Annotated in this window: 21 protein-coding genes; 11 read left to right on the forward strand and 10 right to left on the reverse strand. The window is 43.6% G+C overall.

Annotated features, from left to right (window positions below; translation table 11 throughout):
- Positions 1-81: 81 nt before the first annotated feature.
- Positions 82-2,139 carry a M13 family metallopeptidase gene (locus ACLI1A_RS02835; RefSeq protein ID WP_411405879.1) on the reverse strand — a complete coding sequence of 686 codons (2,058 nt, stop codon included), beginning with the start codon at positions 2,137-2,139 and terminating at the stop codon, positions 82-84.
- 165 nt (positions 2,140-2,304) lie between these two features.
- On the opposite strand from ACLI1A_RS02835, the gene ACLI1A_RS02840 reads away from it, so the two are divergent.
- The 8 genes from ACLI1A_RS02840 (at position 2,305) to ACLI1A_RS02875 (ending at position 9,069) form a co-directional block, all read left to right on the forward strand.
- On the forward strand, positions 2,305-2,997 hold the full coding sequence (locus ACLI1A_RS02840; RefSeq protein WP_411405881.1) for an SCO family protein: 693 nt from the start codon (positions 2,305-2,307) through the stop codon (positions 2,995-2,997).
- A 52-nt stretch (positions 2,998-3,049) separates the two neighbouring features.
- Positions 3,050-3,283, forward strand: coding sequence for a FeoA family protein (locus ACLI1A_RS02845; protein ID WP_411405883.1), 234 nt, complete (start codon positions 3,050-3,052; stop codon positions 3,281-3,283).
- A gap of 5 nt (positions 3,284-3,288) precedes the next feature.
- Complete coding sequence (gene feoB / locus ACLI1A_RS02850; protein WP_411405885.1) at positions 3,289-5,406, forward strand: ferrous iron transport protein B; 2,118 nt, start codon at positions 3,289-3,291, stop codon at positions 5,404-5,406.
- A 3-nt stretch (positions 5,407-5,409) separates the two neighbouring features.
- The gene (locus tag ACLI1A_RS02855) at positions 5,410-6,237 is read left to right on the forward strand and encodes a hypothetical protein (protein WP_411405887.1); all 828 of its coding nucleotides are present in this window, start codon (positions 5,410-5,412) and stop codon (positions 6,235-6,237) included.
- A 306-nt stretch (positions 6,238-6,543) separates the two neighbouring features.
- Positions 6,544-6,978 carry a hypothetical protein gene (locus ACLI1A_RS02860; RefSeq protein WP_411405889.1) on the forward strand — a complete coding sequence of 145 codons (435 nt, stop codon included), beginning with the start codon at positions 6,544-6,546 and terminating at the stop codon, positions 6,976-6,978.
- Positions 6,979-7,059: 81 nt separating this feature from the next.
- The gene (locus ACLI1A_RS02865; protein ID WP_411405891.1) at positions 7,060-7,536 is read left to right on the forward strand and encodes a septal ring lytic transglycosylase RlpA family protein; all 477 of its coding nucleotides are present in this window, start codon (positions 7,060-7,062) and stop codon (positions 7,534-7,536) included.
- A 1-nt stretch (position 7,537) separates the two neighbouring features.
- Positions 7,538-7,918: a septal ring lytic transglycosylase RlpA family protein gene (locus ACLI1A_RS02870; RefSeq protein WP_411405893.1), complete on the forward strand. Its 381-nt coding sequence runs from the start codon at positions 7,538-7,540 to the stop codon at positions 7,916-7,918.
- 62 nt (positions 7,919-7,980) lie between these two features.
- The gene (locus ACLI1A_RS02875) at positions 7,981-9,069 is read left to right on the forward strand and encodes an MBL fold metallo-hydrolase (protein WP_411405895.1); all 1,089 of its coding nucleotides are present in this window, start codon (positions 7,981-7,983) and stop codon (positions 9,067-9,069) included.
- 49 nt (positions 9,070-9,118) lie between these two features.
- Here ACLI1A_RS02875 and ACLI1A_RS02880 read toward each other — a convergent pair whose 3' ends face one another.
- The 9 genes from ACLI1A_RS02880 to hemA all read right to left on the reverse strand — a co-directional run bounded on the left by ACLI1A_RS02880 (position 9,119) and on the right by hemA (position 16,646).
- Positions 9,119-9,514: a c-type cytochrome gene (locus tag ACLI1A_RS02880; RefSeq protein WP_411405897.1), complete on the reverse strand. Its 396-nt coding sequence runs from the start codon at positions 9,512-9,514 to the stop codon at positions 9,119-9,121.
- 175 nt (positions 9,515-9,689) lie between these two features.
- Positions 9,690-10,685: a porphobilinogen synthase gene (gene hemB, locus ACLI1A_RS02885; protein WP_411405899.1), complete on the reverse strand. Its 996-nt coding sequence runs from the start codon at positions 10,683-10,685 to the stop codon at positions 9,690-9,692.
- A gap of 21 nt (positions 10,686-10,706) precedes the next feature.
- Complete coding sequence (locus tag ACLI1A_RS02890) at positions 10,707-11,072, reverse strand: four helix bundle protein (RefSeq protein WP_411405901.1); 366 nt, start codon at positions 11,070-11,072, stop codon at positions 10,707-10,709.
- Between the two features lie 43 nt (positions 11,073-11,115).
- Positions 11,116-12,021, reverse strand: a complete 906-nt coding sequence (gene hemF / locus ACLI1A_RS02895) for an oxygen-dependent coproporphyrinogen oxidase (protein ID WP_411405903.1) — start codon at positions 12,019-12,021, stop codon at positions 11,116-11,118.
- Positions 12,011-12,556 (reverse strand): GNAT family N-acetyltransferase, encoded by a 546-nt coding sequence (locus ACLI1A_RS02900; protein ID WP_411405905.1) that lies wholly within the window; start codon positions 12,554-12,556, stop codon positions 12,011-12,013. The genes hemF and ACLI1A_RS02900 overlap by 11 nt, the downstream gene beginning before the upstream one ends.
- Positions 12,557-12,644: 88 nt before the next feature.
- Positions 12,645-13,673 (reverse strand): uroporphyrinogen decarboxylase, encoded by a 1,029-nt coding sequence (gene hemE, locus ACLI1A_RS02905; protein WP_411405907.1) that lies wholly within the window; start codon positions 13,671-13,673, stop codon positions 12,645-12,647.
- A 48-nt stretch (positions 13,674-13,721) separates the two neighbouring features.
- On the reverse strand, positions 13,722-14,396 hold the full coding sequence (locus ACLI1A_RS02910; RefSeq protein WP_411405909.1) for a uroporphyrinogen-III synthase: 675 nt from the start codon (positions 14,394-14,396) through the stop codon (positions 13,722-13,724).
- Positions 14,396-15,319, reverse strand: coding sequence for a hydroxymethylbilane synthase (hemC, locus tag ACLI1A_RS02915; protein ID WP_411405911.1), 924 nt, complete (start codon positions 15,317-15,319; stop codon positions 14,396-14,398). Before hemC ends, ACLI1A_RS02910 begins: the two co-directional genes overlap by 1 nt.
- A gap of 64 nt (positions 15,320-15,383) precedes the next feature.
- Entirely contained in the window at positions 15,384-16,646 is a 1,263-nt protein-coding gene (gene hemA / locus ACLI1A_RS02920; RefSeq protein ID WP_411405913.1) for a glutamyl-tRNA reductase, read from the reverse strand.
- A 228-nt stretch (positions 16,647-16,874) separates the two neighbouring features.
- On the opposite strand from hemA, the gene ACLI1A_RS02925 reads away from it, so the two are divergent.
- The 3 genes from ACLI1A_RS02925 to hemH all read left to right on the forward strand — a co-directional run bounded on the left by ACLI1A_RS02925 (position 16,875) and on the right by hemH (position 19,479).
- Complete coding sequence (locus ACLI1A_RS02925) at positions 16,875-17,747, forward strand: helix-turn-helix transcriptional regulator (RefSeq protein ID WP_411405915.1); 873 nt, start codon at positions 16,875-16,877, stop codon at positions 17,745-17,747.
- Between the two features lie 99 nt (positions 17,748-17,846).
- Positions 17,847-18,221, forward strand: coding sequence for a hypothetical protein (locus ACLI1A_RS02930; protein ID WP_411405917.1), 375 nt, complete (start codon positions 17,847-17,849; stop codon positions 18,219-18,221).
- Positions 18,222-18,450: 229 nt separating this feature from the next.
- On the forward strand, positions 18,451-19,479 hold the full coding sequence (gene hemH, locus ACLI1A_RS02935) for a ferrochelatase (protein ID WP_411405919.1): 1,029 nt from the start codon (positions 18,451-18,453) through the stop codon (positions 19,477-19,479).
- The last annotated feature ends 50 nt before the right edge of the window (positions 19,480-19,529 follow it).

Here is a 19,529-nt window from a genome sequence, read left to right on the forward strand (position 1 = left end):
ATCATTTATAACAAAATGAAGAAAGTGCTTGCCGAACGCATTAAAAAAAGGCCGCTCAGTTAAACGAGCGGCCTTTTTAAATTACCATATTTTCACCCTTTTCTCAGGTTCTACGTATAGTTTTTGTCCCGGTTTAATGTCGAATGCCTGGTAGAAGGCATCTACGTTTTGCAGCGGCACGTAAGCGCGGTACATACCCGGCGAGTGTGGGTCTGTTTTTACCTGGTTCTTCAGGGCTTCATCGCGCATTTTTGTACGCCATATCGTAGCCCATGAAATAAAGAAGCGTTGCTCCGGTGTAAATCCGTCTATAAGTCCCGGATTTCCGTGTTCTTTAAGGTACAGTTGAAGGCCGTCGTAAGCAGCGTTTACACCACCAAGGTCGCCTATGTTTTCGCCAAGGGTAAACTTACCGTTTACATAAATACCCGGTAGCGGTTGCAGTGCACTGTATTGTCCGGCAAGGTCGCCTCCCAGGCCTGTAAATTGTTTCAGGTCTTCTTCGCTCCACCAGTCTACGAGGTTACCGTTAGCATCATAGCGTGCGCCACTGTCGTCAAATCCATGCGAAATTTCGTGGCCTATTACAGCGCCTATACCACCGTAGTTAACAGCCTCATCAGCACGGTAGTCATAGAAAGGTGGCTGTAGTATAGCTGCTGGGAACACAATTTCGTTATATGATGGGTTAAAGTAAGCATTCACAATTTGTGGTGCCATACCCCATTCGGTTTTATCTACCGGTTTTTTCAGTTTGGCTACATCTTCTTTCCAGCTCCATTTTGCAATGTTAACCGAGTTAGAGAAATAAGTACCGCCTTTTTCCGGTGCCGCAATGGTTAGTGCGGAGTAGTCTTTCCACTTATCCGGGTAGCCTATTTTTACCGTAAGGTTACGCAGTTTTTGTACAGCATTTTCCTTTGTAGATTTTGCCATCCATGGCAGGCGGTTAATGCGGTTTTCAAAAGCCAGCATTACGTTTTTAATCATGGCTTCGGCTTTAGCTTTTGCTTCCGGCGGGAATTTTTTAGCTACGTACAATTGTCCAAGAGCTTCACCCAGCGCGCCGTTTATGGTTTGAAGTGCGTTTTTATCACGTTTTTCTTCCTTAAGGGCACCACGAAGGGTTTTGCTGTAAAACTCCCAGTTAGCGGTTTCTATATCAGTAGAAAGCTTTCCGGCAGACCTTCTTAATTCGCTCCATTTAAGGTAGTCTTTCCATGCAGCTACATTTTTTTGCTTAAAGATGGCTTCAAGCTCAGTCATGTATTTTGGCTGCGCTACAATAATGGTCTCCGGTTTTCCTAATCCTATTGCCGAAAAGAAAGCATCCCAGTTTACAGATGGTGTAAGCTTTTGCAGCTCGGCAACTGTCATCGGGTTATATGTAATACGGTCGTCGCGTAGCGCTACTTTGTCCAACATTGGTGTTGCCATAGCGGTTTCCAGTGCCAAAATCCTTTTTGCAGCGGCAGTAGCGTCTTTTTCGTTATAGCCTATGTATTTAAGCATACGTGCTACGTGCTGCTCGTATTTTGCGCGTTTTTCCTTAGAGTCGGCATCCTCACTGGTATAGTAATCCCTGTCTGGTAGGCCAAGCCTGCCCGGACCAAGGGTAATTACGTTTTTGTTACTGTCTTTTGCATCAGCGCCTATGTAAATACCAAAAAAACCGATACCGCCTTCAAGCTCCATTTGTGCAAGGAACGCCTGTAGCGATTTTACGTCTTTAATAGCGTCAATCTGTTTAAGATACGGTTTCAGTGGAGTAATACCCGCTTTGTTGCGCGCCACGGTGTCCATAATGGTACGGTACATGTTAGCTGCTTTACCCTGGTCGCTGGTAGCGCTAAGGCTTTTGTTTGCTGCAGCTTCTTTAAGAATAGCCAGCGCATCATTGTTTGTGTTTTCGCGCAGCTCATCAAAGCTTCCCCAACGGGTTTTGTCGCCCGGAATCTGGGTAGCGTCTACCCATTTACCGTTTACGTACCTAAAAAAGTCGTCACCCGGTTTTACCGATGTGTCCATATACTGCAGGTTAATGCCCGGTTTTTGCTGGGCAGCGGCCTGGTGGCTGCAAAATGCACTACCGGCTACAACTATGGCAGCGGCATATTTTGCGTTTAGTAGTCGTTTCATTGTTTTTGTTTTTAGTAACATATGTGCAAATATAACGGCAAAAGTTACACTAAAAGACAGTTAATACTTAAAAAGGTTTAACGAGGGTTGATAAATATTCAAAAAAATCTGCAAATCAGCCTGTGCAATACCGCTCTGTTGTACCTTTGCAAAAAAAATACGGGAATGTTATCATCTCTTAAAAAATACCGCATTGTTATAGGGATATTTGTTGTGCTTTCTGCCGTTATCCTTACATTGTTCTATAATGCACTTAAGCCACAAAAGACCCTTAAAATATACAGCCCTGCCGATGTAAACCCGGAGCTTGCCGATAGTAGCGTTGTGGCCATAGCGCACCACCATCATATAGCACCATTTTCCTTTACCAATCAAAACGGGAAAGTGGTAACCAATAAAGATTATGAAGGCAAAATATATGTGGCCGATTTCTTTTTTACTACCTGCCAGAGCATTTGCCCTAAAATGACCAAAAACATGACATGGCTACAGGATAAAATTAAAGCCATGCCCGATGTAATGCTGCTGTCGCACTCGGTAACGCCTGATATAGACAGCGTACCCGTGCTGCGTGCCTATGCCAATGAAAAAGGTGCCATAGATGGTAAATGGAACCTGGTTACCGGCAATAAAAAAGATATTTACTACATAGCCCGTAAAAGCTACCTTGCTGTAAAAACTACCGATAGTAGTGAACTGTATGATATGGTACATACCGAGAATTTTATACTGGTAGATAAAAAAGGCCGCATCCGTGGCTTCTACGACGGTACTAATCTGGATAAGCCTACTGAAGGGGATACAAAAAACGTAACCCAACTTTTGGAAGACATTAAATGGTTACGCGAAAATGACTGATGGTAAAGTTTTATTAGTTACTTTTGCAATCTGAATTTATTCTAAATAAAAGTTGAAAACGAATCTTGCCCAGCTTCGCAAAGGCCAGAAAGCCGTAATCACCCACTTTAATGTGGATGCTATTCCGCTTAAACTACTGGAAATGGGGTGCCTGCCCGGAAATGAAGTAGAGCTTTTACAAATAGCCCCGCTGGGAGATCCTATATACATTAACGTTAGCGACAGCCACGTTAGCATTCGCAAAGAAACCGCTGCCGAAATAGACGTTATCATTATAACGCAGTAATTTTAATGGCCGGTACTACTATAAAAATAGCCCTTATAGGCAACCCAAACGTAGGGAAAACCTCAGTTTTTAACCAGCTTACCGGGCTTAACCAGCAGGTGGGAAACTATCCCGGTATTACTGTAGAGCGTAAAAGCGGCGTTTGTAAACTTCCTGATAACATAAGGGGCGAGGTAATAGACCTGCCCGGCACCTATAGCCTTAACGCCAGCTCAATGGACGAGAGCGTAGTTATAGAGCTGCTGATGAATAAAAACGACAAGGACTACCCCGATGTAGCCGTTGTTGTAAGCGATGTGGAGAACCTGAAGCGTAACCTGCTGCTGTTTACCCAGATAAAAGACCTGGAAATACCTACCATACTGGTTATTAATATGGCCGACCGTATGGATAAAAAAGGTATTTCGCTGGATATTCCTTACCTTGAAAACCATCTTAAAACCCGTATAGCGCTGGTAAGTACCCGTAAAGGTACCGGTATAGACCACCTTAAAGACCTGTTGCTTAACTATAAAGGCCTGAGCACTGAGCCTTGCCTTAATGCCAGCAGTATAGACCCTGAGTATTTTGACCGTTTAAGGAAGCAGTTTCCTAACCAGTTGTTGTACAAGTTGTGGCTGGTTATTACCCAGGATGTTAATTTCGGGAGGCTGGACAGGAAAGAAATTCAGGGTACATCGGTAACCAAAAGCAAATCGGACCTGAAGCGCATGCAGCAACAGGAAACCATAAAGCGCTACCAGTTTATAAACAGCGTGCTTAAGGTGGGCCAAACCATAGATGCAGGTAAGGCAAACGACCTGCGCGCCAGGCTGGACAGGGTGCTTACCCACAAGGTATTTGGCTATGTGATATTTGTTGCGGTGTTGATGCTTATTTTCCAGAGTATATTCTCGTGGAGCGAGGTGCCTATGGATCTTATAGATGAAGGATTTGCCTGGCTGGGTGATTTTGCCTCGGCTAACCTGCCTTCCGGTAAACTTACCGAGTTGATTTCAAAGGGTATTATACCCGGTATAGGAGGGGTAGTTATTTTTATTCCGCAAATTGCTTTTTTATTCTTCTTTATATCCCTGCTGGAAGAAAGCGGTTATATGAGCCGCGTGGTATTCCTAATGGACAAGATAATGAAACGCTTTGGCCTAAACGGCAAGAGTGTTGTGCCGCTTATTTCGGGTACGGCTTGTGCCATACCGGCCATTATGTCGGCTCGTAATATAGAAAACGCCCGCGAGCGCCTTATTACCATGCTGGTAACACCTTTTGTTACCTGTAGTGCCCGCCTGCCTGTATATACTATACTTATTTCGCTAATTATTCCCGAAAAAAACATACTGGGTATATTTAACCTTCAGGGGCTTGTGCTTATGGGCTTGTACCTGCTGGGTTTTGTTGCAGCAGTACTGGCAGCGTGGATACTGAATAAGATACTCGACCTGAAACATAAAAGCTTTTTTGTGGCCGAAATGCCAAATTATAAGCTTCCGTTAGCTAAAAATGTAGCCATAACTGTGGTAGAAAAAACCAAGGCTTTTGTTTTTGGTGCCGGAAAAATTATCATGGCGCTGTCAGTAGTAATATGGTTTCTGGGTTCGCATGGGCCGGGTAACGATTTTAAAAATGCTGCCGAGATAGTAAATCAAAATCCTCAACTACAACTACTGCCGCAAAAACAATTAGACGATGCCGTAAATGCTTACCGCTTAGAGCACTCATACATTGGTATAGCCGGCAAGGCCATAGAACCTGCCATTCGTCCGTTAGGATACGATTGGAAAATAGGCGTAGCCATAGTGTCGTCATTTGCTGCGCGTGAGGTGTTTGTGGGTACGCTTGCCACCATTTACAATATTGGTAGCAGTAGCGATGATGAAAACGCAGGTGAGGTAACCATACGCCAGCGTATGCAACAGGAAGTAAACCCCGCAACCGGCGAAAAAGTATTCAATTTTGCTACTGGTGTGTCGCTATTGCTGTTTTACGCATTTGCTATGCAGTGTATTAGCACACTTGCTATTACAAAGAAAGAGACTAATTCATGGAAATGGCCGTTAATACAATTAGTAAGCATGAGTTCAATGGCTTACATAGTGTCGTTATTAGCCTACCAATTCTTAAAATAAACCATGAAACCAACCATTTTCATTGCAATACTTGCGCTTTTCTGTGCGCCATACAGCGCTGTAGCACAGAGTAAAGTAGAAACTTCAAAGAAAGAACTATCGGGAGGATCCTCTTCTTCGTCTGGAAACACTGCTACTTCGCGTAAAAGCAGTGATGAAGATGGCGACGACGATGCAGACCCTGAAAATGTTAGTCTGTTTGTTGATATTACCCTGGGGATTTTTCGTTACGGGCTTATTGGTAAATACAGCACCGAAGACCACTTGTACAACAATCTTTCGGCTTACCCATATTGCACCGAACTTACGGGTAACTTTGATGAGGTGGAGCCCGAAACCAAATACAGGTTCAGGGTAGATGTAAAGGATAATTTCCTGTATAGGAACAGTGATCTTTTTGCGAACCATCTGGCGGTTAAGGTAAGGCCGCACCATGCATTTCACCTGGATGCCGATTATTATCATATCTTTGAACAACAGACTGCTACAGGTAATCACGACCTGGCGTTGTATTATTTTAATTTTGGGTACGATCGCCTGCGTATGGCACAGCTTAACCTGGGCTGGACAATTGGCATGAGTTATGTAGGTAGTGGGGTAGACCGTGGCGGTTTCAGTTTTGGTTTTAACGGCGAAATGTTTTTGCCGGCAAACATCAGCCTGCTGGCTTCTACTAAATGGTCGTGGATTAATAGTAAACCGGTGCATGCCTACGATTTGGGTGTTCGCTACCATATAAAACGATTTTTCGTGAACGGCGGTTTTGAGAAGCAGGTTATTGCTTCGCAGCATTACAATTTTTTATCCCTGGGAGGGGGCGTTTATTTTTAAGTTATGATACAAGATATTATCACATACGCGTTGGTGGTTTTGGCTGCTGCTTTTTTGGTAAAAAAGTTCTTTTTGCCCAAAAAAAAGAAAGTCGGCTGTGGCGATGACGACTGTAAATGCCACTAAAACAGCTTTTTTATCCTATAAATTAACATTCTTTCTTGATTTAGTTAAAGTGTTGATTTACAGACTTGTTATTATTTAGAATGAATATAAAAAAACGTACTTTTCTGAATACATGGCAATTGTTTGCGGTTTTTTCTCGTTCTAATCCCTATATTTGCGTTCCTGAATATTTAGAAAACTATGTACGATTCAATTAAAGAACTGCATTCATTTTGGGCCTACGGAGTGTTGGGCCTGTTGCTTATAGCATCGCTAAACTCGTTTGTTGGGCTTTCCAGAAAGAAGCCGTTTACAGCTAACGACCGTAAAATAGCCCTGTTTGCACTTATTTTTTCGCACGTACAGTTGTTGCTTGGTTTAATAATGCTTGCCATATCGCCTCTTTGGGCAAATGCAGCTCATGCTGAAGGCGGTATTATGAACGATACGTTCAGGCCTTTGCTTGTAGAGCACCCTGCCATAAACATTATAGCGCTTGCGCTGATAACCATAGGCTGGTCTAAACATAAAAAAGCAGAGGGCGACGCGGCTAAATTTAAAAAGATAGCCGTGCTTTATGCCATCGGACTGGTATTGCTGCTAAGCAGAATACCGTGGAGCAACTGGATAGGTTAAGCTCTTTTTTGTGGCCTTTTCAGGCCGTATATGTTCTTTGGTATGGTAATTGTGTAACTAACGGACAAAAATATTTTATCTATGAGGAATAGCATAATTATTTTCAGTACAGCAGTGCTCCTTTTCATACTGACTGCCTTTACTGCGGTACCCGAAACGGTACCAGCTAAAGTAAGTACTACTGCAAAATCGCCCGACACCACTGAGGTGGCTTCGGCATGCGAAGAAGTTAAAGAAACTTCAGATAACCTTACGTTGTATAAAACAAGCGTGTTGGCTACTTACTATGCCAATAAGTTTAACGGGCGTAAGACAACCAGTGGCGAACGTTTCCACAATTCAAAATACACTGCTGCACACATGAGGCTGCCTTTTGGTACCATGGTTAGGGTAACCAATGAAAGCAACGGCAAATCAGTAGATGTAAAGGTAAACGACCGCGGCCCGTACAGCAAAAAATACGAGATAGACCTTACCCGACAGGCTTTTATGGAAATTGCTTCTAAAAAAGGAAGCGGCAGCTTTAAGGTGAAAATAGAAATCATCGGTAAAAAATAATATGGCTAAAAAAGCAGTTTTTTTATTCCTTGTTGTATCGCTTGTGCTTGCAAGTTGCGGCAGTGCTAAAAAAGCTGCTTTTTCCATGTATGAAAAAAGTGCCGTGGCCACGTACTATGCCGATAAGTTTAACGGTAAAAAGACCGCCAGCGGAGAAGTATTCAGCAATAACAAATATACAGCTGCTCACCCCAAATTAGCCTTTGGTACCAAGCTTAGGGTTACCAATAAAGTAAACGGAAAGTCGGTAGTGGTTACTGTTAACGATCGTGGCCCTTTTACTAAAGGCTACGATTTAGACCTGACCAAAAAAGCTTTCATGGAAATTTCCGATAAAAAAACGCACGGCAAGCTTACAGTTTCTATAGAAATTGCCAAATAAAGTAAAGCTGTCAGTTTTTTAGGTAATTTTGACATTATTATTACCATCACACACATCGTATCATGATTATTTTTATTGTGGTTATTGCGGTATTAGTACTTGCAGTATACCTGTTTATGCAGCAACCTCTGTTTGGTGCAAAACCTACCGGCAAACGCCTTGAACGCATGCTTGCCTCCCCTCATTACAAAAATGGCGCTTTTGAAAACCTAAGCCACACTCCCCAGCTCGCCGAAGGTGCTTCTATGCCGAAGGTGATGTATGAGTTTTTCTTTAACAAAAGCAAAAGGGCTGCGCCTGCGCAACCTATCCCAACTGTAAAGCACGACCTGAAAAACCTGTCAAAGGATGAAAACATACTGTTTTGGTTCGGGCATTCCTCTTACTTCATTCAGGCAGATGGGAAAACATTGCTTGCCGATCCTGTATTTAGCGGAAACGCTTCGCCTATAGGAAACGTAAAAGCGTTTAAAGGTAGTGATGCCTACACAGCGGAAGACATGCCTGAAATCGACTTCCTGTTCCTGTCACACGACCATTGGGATCATTTGGATTACAAAACCATAAAAAAACTGTTGCCCAAAGTAAAAAGGGTAATAACAGGCCTGGGTACCGGTGCACATCTGGAGCGTTGGGGCTACAACCCTAACAGTATAACCGAACTTGACTGGTATGAAAGTGCTACTCTTGATGGTTTTACTTTCATTGCGCAGCCTGCCCGACATTTTAGCGGACGCGGTTTTAAACGAAACGGCACACTATTCATTTCGGCAGTATGGCAAACGCCGTCATTCAGGCTATACCTGGGCGGCGATAGTGGTTTTGATACCCATTTTGAAAAAATTGGCACGCAGTATGGCCCTTTTGACCTTGTAATACTGGAGTGCGGGCAGTACAACCATGCGTGGCATTACATACACATGATGCCCGAAGAGAATATTACGGCTGCAAGACAGTTGCGTGCCAAAATGCTTTTGCCTGTACACTGGGCAAAGTTTTCACTTGCATTACACGATTGGGACGAACCTATAAACAGGGCGGTAGCCGAAGCCGAAAAGCAACAACAACCTATAGTAACACCCATTATAGGGGAGAAGATTTATCTGGATAAAGTAAATACCACACCGCAGTGGTGGCGGGAACTGAATTAACAGTAGCTAATAAAGTATAAAAACGCGGAGAAGCCTTTCTCCGCGTTTTTTATTTGTAGGTGTGCATGTAGGCTTCAATTGCCTTTAATTCTTCGTCTGAGAAGGTTTTTGTGAGGTAGAAATTGGTTTTCATTACCTCGTACTGCTCCGGTTTTACAATTGGCTTGCCATTTCCTCTAAGAAACGTAACCATATCGCCGTTATTTTCGCGATATACTTTCGCTATTTCCTTAATCGAGGGGCCTATCGCCGGCCCGTCGGGTTTATGGCAGGTATAGCAGTTGCCTTTACCGTCAAATATCTCCTGGCCCAGGGTTTCCTGAGGGGTTAGTTTTGCAATATCACCTTCAGAAACTTCAACGGTACCCGAAGTGCTTTCCTCGGCTTTTTTACCACCGCACGCCATAAGGCTTAAGGCTGCGGTTATAGTCAGTAGCTTTTTCATCGTTGTTTGTTTTTCCTTTTCCTTATTTTTTATTGCCAAAATTTTTGCGGCTTCGCGGCTTTGCGAGGTATGTTTTACCACAAGGCTCACAACGCTTTTCACGAAGTACACAAATCTTTGGTTGAACAAAAAATGAGGCCACTAAGCTTTCCTTCGGAAAGGCAGGGCAAATATATTACTGATTCAGTAAAATAGCCGCTTCTTTGGCAAAATACGTACTGATAATATCGGCACCTGCGCGTTTTATGCAATGCAGCTGTTCTATCATTATTTTATCATGATCCAGCCAGCCACGTTCGGCAGCTGCCTTAACCATAGCGTACTCACCCGACACCTGGTATACCGATACCGGAACGTTTACAGCATTTTTAACCTCACGTACTATGTCTAGATAAGCTATACCCGGTTTTACCATAACTATGTCGGCGCCTTCTTCTACATCGTGTAGGGCTTCCTTAATGGCCTCAATGCGGTTAGCATAGTCCATTTGGTAGGTTTTTTTGTCTTTAGGTGCAGTTTCTCCACCCTCTTTAGGTGCGCTATCCAGTGCATCCCTGAAAGGCCCATAGAATGAAGACGCGTATTTAGCCGAGTAGCTCATAATACCTACGTTATGGAAACCGGCACTATCCAGTCCTTCACGCAGGCGGATAACACGACCGTCCATCATGTCGCTGGGTGCTACAAAGTCGGCTCCCGCTTCGGCCTGAGAAACCGCCATGCGTACCAATGCGTCTACCGTTTCATCATTGGCAATGTCGCCGTTTTTAATAATACCATCATGCCCGTATATAGAAAACGGATCGAGTGCTACATCGGGCATTACTATCATACCCGGTACGGCGTCTTTAATGGCCTTTATGGTGCGTTGCATCAGTCCGTCAGGGTTCCACGATTCTACGCCGGCGTTGTCTTTAAGGCTGTCGTCTACCTTTACGTAGATGTTTACTGCCTTAATACCCAGACTCCACAGCTCTTTTACTTCCTGTACGGTAAGGTCTATAGAACGGCGGTAAATACCCGGCATGCTTGGTATTTCCACTTTTATATTGGTTCCTTCAGCAATAAACATCGGGAACATAAAGTCATTTGGTGTTAGTATGGTTTCGCGTACTAACGAACGGATGGATTCGTTTACACGTAGTCTGCGGTTTCTGTGTATTGGGAACATAATTTAGTTTTAAGTTTACAGTTAACGGTTTACAGTTTGAGCTACTTTACGTATGAGTGAAGCCAGCATTTTCTTTATTTCGTTAACCTCTGAATTTAGTTTAATATAAGTATCGCCATTTATAAAGTTTAAATCTTTAGAAACAAGCAAAAGATATTCGAGTTCATGTGCAAAACCAGATGAAATATATAGGAACCGAATTAGTTCCTTCTGAGTTTCCCTTCCACAGCCTTCAGCTATATTTGTAGGGATTGAGAGACAAGCTCTGTTTATTTGAGAAATTAGGTTGAATTGCTCAGACTTAGGAAACGTTGCGGTAACCCGATACATATCGAGCACCAACTGATGTGACTTTTGCCAAACTAAATATTTCCTGTAATCAATCATTCTTAACCATTATTATGAGCAACTGTTAACTGTTAACCGTAAACTAATTTACCCATTCTTTCGGCTCCGCTAAAATCTTTATTAATCGTTCCTCCTCGCTACCCACTTCCGGATGGTGGTCATACACCCACTGCACGTGTGGCGGAAGGCTCATAAGGATACTCTCCATACGGCCGTTGGTTTTAAGGCCAAACAACGTGCCTTTATCGTGCACCAGGTTAAACTCCACATAGCGCCCACGGCGGATTTCCTGCCAGGTACGGTTTGCATCCGTGTACGGAATATCTTTCCTACGTTCTACTATAGGCACATACGCTTGCAGGAAGCTGTTACCTACTTCGGTTACAAAGTTGTACCACTGCTCCATACTGAAATTTTCAGTAGCCTTACAATGGTCAAAGAACAGGCCGCCTATACCACGGGCTTCATTGCGGTGCGCATTCCAAAAGTACTCGTCGCACTGCTTTTTAAAGCGCGGGTAAAAAGTAGCATCGTGCTTATCGCAGGCTGTTTTACAGGTTTGATGGAAATGCACGGCATCTTCATCAAACAGGTAATACGGCGTAAGGTCCTGACCGCCGCCAAACCAACTGTCTACTACATTCCCGGCCTTGTCGTACATTTCAAAATAACGCCAGTTGGCATGCACGGTAGGCACCATTGGGCTTTTCGGGTGGATAACTAGGCTAAGTCCGCAGGCAAAAAAGTCAACATCGCCCACGTTAAAATACGCCTGCATGGCTTTGGGTAGCGGCCCGTGTACGGCTGAGATGTTAACCCCGCCTTTTTCAAACACGTTGCCATTTTCTATCACACGGGTACGGCCACCACCACCTTCGGGGCGTTGCCAAAGGTCTTCACGGAATTTTGCCTTACCGTCTACCGCTTCAAGACCGGCAGTTATAGTGTCTTGTAATTGTTGTATGTATGCGTAAAATTTATCTTTCATTGTTTTTGTATTCCGATCTCAACAGCCCGTAGTATACCACATCTTCCAGTACGCCGTGCATGTTCTTAAACTCATTGCGGAGTATGCCCTCTTGTATAAAACCGTTTTTAAGGGCTACTTTTTTACTGCCGTGATTTTCGGGGTTTGCGCAAATGTATATTTTATTAAATCCGAGTGTGTTAAAACAAAAATCGGCTACTTCCGATACTGCTCTGGTAATAATTCCCCTGCCTTGGTAAGTGGCATCTATAAAATAGGCCAGCTCTGCCTTCATAATGCTCAGTATGATGTTCTTTACACATACATACCCTATAAGCGAGTTACTGGAGGCATCGCGCAGGAAAAAATAATAGTTTTCGCCGCGCTCTTCGTTGTTTGTGGCCTTTATAAAAAACGCAGTAGTCTTATCAAGTGTGTCACACAGCGAAACAGTAACCGGGAAAGTGTGGTTAATATGTACCTTGTTCTTTTCTATCAGCGAAAAGAACTCCGTTGGTTTTACATTGCTTATCCTGTCGGTAAACCACGTTTTCATTTTTAGTGTGTTTTTAGTTGTCAGTTGATGGTTGTTAGTTGTTAGCCAGCTTTTGTTTTTCCAATAACTAACAACCATCAACCAAAAACTATTTCTTGTATTCCTTCACGGCATCTACAAACGCCTTAGCGTGGTCTACCGGAATGTTTGGCAAAATGCCGTGTCCTAAATTAACGATATAATTGTCTTTGCCAAACTCATCAATCATCTGGTGTACCATTTTTTTAATGGTAGGTATAGGCGATAGCAGTCGGCTTGGGTCAAAATTACCCTGCAGGGTAATGCGGCCACCACTCAGGTAACGGGCATTGCGTGCGCTGCACGTCCAGTCTACACCCAGTGCCGAAGCTTTGCTCTGTGCCATATCGCCCAGTGCAAACCAGCAGCCTTTACCAAATACTATAACGTGAGTTTCCGGGGCAAGTGCTTCTACAATCTGGTTGATGTACCTCCATGAAAACTCCTGGTAATCTACCGGGCTTAGCATACCACCCCAACTGTCAAACACCTGTACGGCGTTTACACCTGCTTTTACTTTTTCTTTCAGGTAGGCTATGGTAGTATCGGTAATCTTCTGAAGTAACGCGTGTGCTGCTTCCGGCTGGCTAAAGCAGAAACCTTTGGCAGTATCAAAACTCTTAGAGCCTTTACCCTCCACGGCATAGCAGAAAATCGTCCACGGGCTGCCCGCGAAACCAATTAGCGGAACTTCATCGTTCAGCATTTCCTTGGTCAGTTTTATGGCATCCATAACGTAGCCAAGTGTTTCGTGGATATCCGGAACTATTACTTTTTCTACATCCTGAGCCGAGCGGATAGGATTAGGCAAAAACGGACCTACGCTTTCTTTCATAAGCACTTCTATACCCATAGCCTGCGGTACCACAAGGATGTCGCTAAACAAAATAGCCGCATCGGGTTTTACAATACGGATGGGCTGTACCGTAATTTCGGCAGCAAGCTCAGGCGTTTGGCAACGGGTAAAGAAATCGTATTTATCGCGCAGGGCACGGAATTCAGGTAAATACCTGCCTGCCTGGCGCATCATCCATACCGGCGGACGTTCTACGGTTTCGTTTCGTAATGCTTTTAAAAATAGGTCGTTTTTTATGCTCATTTGTTTGTTTTTATGTTTTGCCACTAATTTCACGAATGGCACTAATTTTTATTCATTGTTTCTGTGAGACCAGTAATTACGCACCTGCACTATTACATTTTCAATGCTCGGCTTGTGTGCCACAACTACTTTATCTGTTACACCTGTAAGCGCATTTGCAGTGGTTTGCCCAATGCAAAAACAGGCTTCATCGGTAATTGTATTCTCTTTCAGGTAACTCTCTACGCCCGATGGGCTAAAGAACAGTATACCATTCAGTTTTGTTTCTATTTTGTGTGGTGTAAGCACTGTATCGTACACCTGTGTTTCGGTAAAGGCTACGCCCGCTTTGGTCAATGTATCGGGCAGGGTTTCCTTGCGTATACTTCCGCTAAAGAACATAAAACGCTCTGTAGCGTATTTCTCTGTGATAATAATAGCAAGGCTTTCAGCATCGTTTGCCACCTCTACCACTTTAAAACCGTGACGCTCTATAAAGCTTTTTGTTTTTTCGCCTACGCAAAACACGTTACTGCCTGCAAATACACCACTGGCTATATGCTGTAAAAATCCTTTAAAGCCATTTTGACTTGTAAAGATAAGATTATCAGCAGTGTTGTTTATTTCAAAAGGCTTGTACTGAATGCCAATAAAATCAGCTTCTATAACCGAAAGCCCTGCATTAAGCAGATACAGCTTCTGGTTAGGTTGCAGTTTTTTGGTAGACAGTACTCTATACGCCATTATTTTTTCAGTTGGGTACGAATTTGTTCCATCAGTTCAGCACCACCGTTTTGTAGTATCTCATCCGCACATTCGTTGCCCAGATTACTGTAATCGGCACTTGCCGATAGGGTCTTTTCTATGTGCAGGCGTTGCTTGCCGTCTATACTCAGCAATACCCCTTCAAAACGGATTTCATTATCTACATAAGTTGCCAAAGCGCCTATTGGGGCAGTACAGCCACCCTCCAGCCTGCGTAGAAACTGGCGCTCTATATGCGTGGCTACTTCGGTAGGGGTGTCGTTTAGTTGTGCAAGGGCTTCGCGGCAGTAGGTATCGTTTTCCATGGCAACTACTACCATGGCACCCTGAGCCGGGGCAGGAATCATCCAGTCCAGCGTAATGTAATTACCCGGAAGCACGTTAATACGCTCCAATCCTGCGTGTGCGAAAATGGCACCTTCCCAAGTGCTTTCGGCCAGTTTTTTCAGGCGGGTGTTTACGTTGCCACGAAGGTCGGTAATGGTATGGTTAGGATAACGGTGCAGCCACTGTGCCTGGCGGCGAAGACTACCGGTAGCAATGGTTGCGGCATCGGCAAAAAAGCCGTCGTTGCCTTTATGTACTAAAATATCGTGGGTGTTGGCACGTGGTAGTACCGCCGCCTGAACTATGCCTTTTGGCAATGCGGTAGGTACATCTTTCATGCTGTGCACGGCTATGTCCACTTCGCCTTTTATCATGGCTACATCCAGCGTTTTGGTAAAAATACCGGTAATGCCCAGTTCGTATAGCGGCACATCGAGTATAATATCGCCTGTGCTTTTTACAGCTACAATTTCGGTGGCGTAGCCCAGGTCGTTTAACTTACGTTCTACCGTGTGTGCCTGCCACAGGGCAAGTTCGCTGTCACGGGTGCCTATTCGTATTGTTTTTTGTTCCAAGTTTCAGGTTTACAGGTTTCAGGTTACTGATTCAGCCGAAAAATCACATCGTAAAAGCTATGGTTTAAGTAGCTTGTTCTTTGGTTTCCAGTTTAAACACCTTTTCTATCCACTCTATGCTTTCATCTACCGATGTATTGTGGTCCTTAAGATGATTGGCAAAATGCGTTGTAATTTTCTGGATGATACGCTGGCTGATGATTTCGGCCTGCTCTTCATCAAAATTACGGAGTTTTTTGCGCTGAAAATCAATTTCTCCCTCTTTTATAGAGTTCAGTTTGTCTTTAAGGGCGTTTATGGTAGGGGCAAATTTACGGGCGTTTGTCCAGTCTATAAATTCGTCCATTACCTCAGTAATAATAGCCTCAGCTGCTGGAATGTGTTTTTTGCGGTTTTCCAGCGTGCTGTCGGTAATTTTGCTCAGGTCGTCCAGGTGCACTACGGTAACACCCTCAAGGCTGCGTACATTTTCGTGCACGTTCATAGGCACCGAAAGATCCAGTATCAGTAACGGCTTTTTTAAGGCAAGGATATCTTTGTCTATAGTAGGTTTTTGTGCTCCAGTGGCTACAACAAGTATATCGGCTTTTTCTATTTCCAGCGGAAGCAGGTCGTAGTCTTTAACCACAAGGTTAAACTTACCGGCTACCTGTTCGGCTTTTTCGCGTGTACGGTTTATAAGTACAATGTGGTTGTTCTTAGTGTGCTTTACCAGGTTTTCGCAGGTATTGCGGCCTATTTTTCCGGTTCCAAAAAGTAGTATGTTCTTGTTTTGGATGTCTACTACATTGGCCATCATATACTGCACCGATGCAAATGATACCGATGTGGCACCGCTGCTCAATTCGGTTTCGTTTTTAATGCGCTTGCTGGCTTGTATTACGCTGTTTACTAATCGTTCTATAAACGCGTTGGCAAGTCCGGCTTCTTTACTTTCTACAAAGCTGGATTTTATCTGGCTTATAATTTCAAAGTCGCCCAGTATCTGGCTATCCAGCCCGGTGCCTACACGAAACACGTGGTCTATGGCTTCAGGGCCTTTAAATACGAAAGCGGCGCGCTGAAATTCTTCCACCGAGCCGTTACTGTTATCGCAAAGTAGTTTTATAAGCTGAAATGGGTGTTGAGCAAACCCATATATTTCTGTACGGTTACAGGTGCTTACTACCACAAGGCTTTCTATGCCTTCGGTGGCAGCCTGTGCTAATACAGCTGCACGGCCTTGTGCGTCAAGGCTGAATTTTCCTCTCACTTCGGCGTCAGCTTTCCTGAAACTAAGTCCCACAGCATAAAAGTACTGATGCCTGTGCATGTTGTTTTTGTCCATATACACTTTTACCTAAAAAGTTTAACAAAAGTATAACAAGGCAGTTTTAAAAAATAACGCTCTACGTCCTAATTGTGTCGCTGTGGGATATTTTGACCCTGTAGCGTTATTTTTTACCGAATTCCTGTAACTTTGCACTAATATCAATGCTTTACAAAAACATAGTTTAGAAACATTCTAAATAAAAACAAACTGGTTTGTGTTTTTAGTTGATGAAAAAATATCGCTATGGGTTCGCATGAGGAGATAATGATTGAAGATGGTTTTTATGTGCTGAAGTTTGAAAACAACAGCGACGAAACCTCCCATTTTACAAGGGAAGCAGGCACTGAGCTTATACAATTCCACTTCGGGATTAAGGGCCGGGGTAAGTTTATATTTAATGAAGGCCGCTATGCGCTTGACCTGCGCGAGGAGGTTTCGCTATTCCTTTATAATCCACAAATCAGCCTTCCCATGCAGCTGGAAGTAGCACCGCACAGCTGGGTAATATCGGTATTGATTTCCATCAAAAAGTTTCACGGATTTTTCTCAGAACAGGCAGGTCATATACCGTTTCTTAGTCCCGGGAATATAGACAGGAAGTATTATAAAGACGATACCATAAACCCATCTATGGCTATAGTACTGAGCCAGATGTTCCACTTTAATATGCATCCTTCTATAAAGAAGCTGTACTTTAAGGGTAAGGTTTACGAACTGCTTAGTCTTTACTTTAATCGTGCGGAAGACCCTAATGCTGAGCAATGTCCTTTCTTGATAGATGAGGACAATGTGTTGAAAATTCGCCGCGCTAAAGATATTGTAATAGCCAATATGGCCGAACCGCCGGGACTTGAAGAACTGAGCGAACAGGTGGGCATCAGCCTGAAAAAGCTGAAAATGGGCTTCCGTCAGATTTATGGTGATAGTGTGTACGGTTTCCTGTTCGACTATAAAATGGACTACGCCCGTAAACTGCTGGACAGCGGTTCGTATAACGTAAACGAAGTGGGCCTGCGCATAGGCTACAGTACCGCAAGCCACTTTATAGCGGCGTTTAAAAAGAAATTTGGCACCACTCCTAAGAAGTACTTGATGAGTATTACGGAGAAGGTGTAAGGAAGACTTACAGATGATAGACGTAAGATAATAGACGGGGCGAGCAACCTGCAAGGTTTTAAAAACCTTGTAGGAAATGGAATAAATACGCGAAAACAGATGAAAACTTGGCAACCTATACCATTAGAAGCGCTTAATGCAAACATTAGTAAAGCAGTTGCAAATATGAGTATTACAGAGCTTGCACTATGGCACTATATAAAAATTACCCCTGAAAAATGGCAGGAAACAGAATATGGAAATGAAGGTAGCGGTTTTTGGGTGGTGGGTATTTTTGGCAGGCAAGTACTTTGGTATAATGACATTGAAGAAGGATTTAATGTTTCTTCGTATTCAAAGTATGGAGAAATAGGCACATATGCCTGTGAACAAGATGAGCTAAACACAGTAGTGTATCGTCTATATGAAGATATAAAAACAGGTAAAGTGTTTTTTAATCTTCCACCATCAGGTATAATCGGTAGTGATTTTTAAAACCGGTAACAACCTACAAGGTTTTTAAAACACAAATCTGCTCAAATGGACAATAGTTTTAAACTAATCCATTATAAACTAAAAGTATTAAGTAAGTGTATATAGCAGGGCTTAAGACGCGAAATTTGCACTGTAATCTGCATTGAACAATAGTTAAATAAAAAACATATACAGTCTGTTGTGCGATATTTGCACCCAACAGCGACACCATAAAACAAAAATAAAAGTAATGAAAGGAGTACTTTTAATTAACCTGGGCTCACCGGAAAGCCCTACCGCAAAAGATGTAAAACCGTACCTGGACGAGTTCCTTATGGATAAGTACGTTATAGACGTGCCGTTTCTGCTAAGGGCATTGCTTGTTCGTGGTATTATACTGCGCAAAAGGCCTGAGGAATCGGCTCACGCGTATGCTAAAATATGGTGGGAAGAAGGCTCACCGCTTATTGTACTGAGTAAAAGGCTACAGGAAAAAGTAGCTCCTAAAACAGAGATACCCGTAGAGCTGGCCATGCGTTACGGCAACCCGTCTATAGAAAGCGGATTGCAAAAACTATCTGACCAGGGTGTTACCGATGTATTGCTGTTTCCGTTGTATCCGCAGTATGCCATGGCTTCTACGCTAACCATACTGGTACTTGCCGAGGAAATCAGGAAAAAGAAATTCCCGCACATGCGCTTTACCGATGTACCTGCGTTTTACAACAAACCCGATTACATTACGGCGCTGGCTAATTCTATTAAAAAAGGGCTTGAAGGCTTTGAGTACGACCACCTGCTGTTTAGCTACCACGGTATACCGGAGCGTCACATCCGTAAGACCGATGTAACCAAGTCGCACTGTAAAATAAACGGTACCTGCTGCGTTACACCATCGGCGGCACATAAGTTTTGTTACCGCCACCAGTGCTACGAAACCACCAGGCTTGTGGTGGAGCAACTGGGGTTGCCTGAAGATAAATACTCGCTAACGTTCCAGAGCCGCCTTGCTGGTGATAAATGGCTGGAGCCGTATACCGATGTAGAAATAAACAAAATGCCTGAAGCAGGTATTAAAAACCTTGCGGTGGTTACCCCGGCGTTTGTATCAGACTGCCTGGAAACGCTGGAGGAAATAGCCATGCGTGCCAATGAGGATTTTGTGGAACACGGCGGCGAAAACTTCCATGCTATACCGTGCCTTAACGATGGCGACGAATGGGTAAACGTGGTAGCCAACTGGATAAATGAGTGGGCTAATGCTGAGGTGCCTGCCTAAAACGTTCTTAAATAAAAGCACTGATAAAAAGGAAGTCGAAAATATTGGCT

The sequence above is a fragment of the Flavobacterium sp. RHBU_3 genome (assembly GCF_046613565.1).
Lineage (GTDB): Bacteria > Bacteroidota > Bacteroidia > Flavobacteriales > Flavobacteriaceae > Flavobacterium.